This window comes from Vibrio sp. 2132-1 (assembly GCF_033344315.1).
In genome coordinates, this window is the sequence record NZ_JAWPON010000557.1 from 1 (window position 1) to 603 (window position 603).

The 603-nt window shown below is 41.6% G+C and carries 1 protein-coding gene; it reads right to left on the reverse strand.

Annotated elements, in window-relative coordinates; all coding sequences use genetic code 11:
- A partial coding sequence (locus R8N47_RS26625) for a homoserine O-acetyltransferase/O-succinyltransferase family protein (RefSeq protein ID WP_318186286.1) occupies window positions 1–422 on the reverse strand: 422 nt, incomplete at its 3' end.
- Between the last annotated feature and the right edge of the window lie 181 nt (window positions 423–603).

A 603-nucleotide genomic window follows, 5' to 3' on the forward strand; every position in this document is an offset into this window, starting at 1 on the left:
ACATACAACGTCGAGGTAACATGGTCTTTTGCCCATTCCATGATGGTTTTTAAATGATCCCAATAGATCACATCTTCAAATTGCACCAGACCAAGTGGCGCACCAGTGATGATAAGACCATCGAAATTCTTCCCTTTTACCATCTCAAACTGACGGTAAAACGTATCTAAATGCTCGGTTGGTGTGTTTTTGCTTGGTCGATTATCGATGCGCAGTAGCTCGACGTTTACTTGCAATGGACTGTTTGAAAGAAGGCGAAGAAACTGCGTTTCTGTTTCGATTTTCTTGGGCATCAAATTCAGAATCAGTACTCGCAAAGGACGTATTTCTTGACTCGCGGCACGAGTTTCGCTCATTACAAAGATGTTCTCTGTCCTTAGTACATCTGAAGCAGGTAGTTGATCTGGAATTCTAATTGGCACGACTTTCTCTCCCTAAGCTTAGTCAATCTAGACGTCTATACTTCTAAAGCTAACTTAAATTAAAATGGATGTCGATACGAAATGTGACTTTAGCCGAGGTTATTTCAAACCGCTGATAGCAGAAGATGGCGACACCTATTAGATAGTATGGGAAAGGAACAGCAAAGCAGCCAGCAATTGT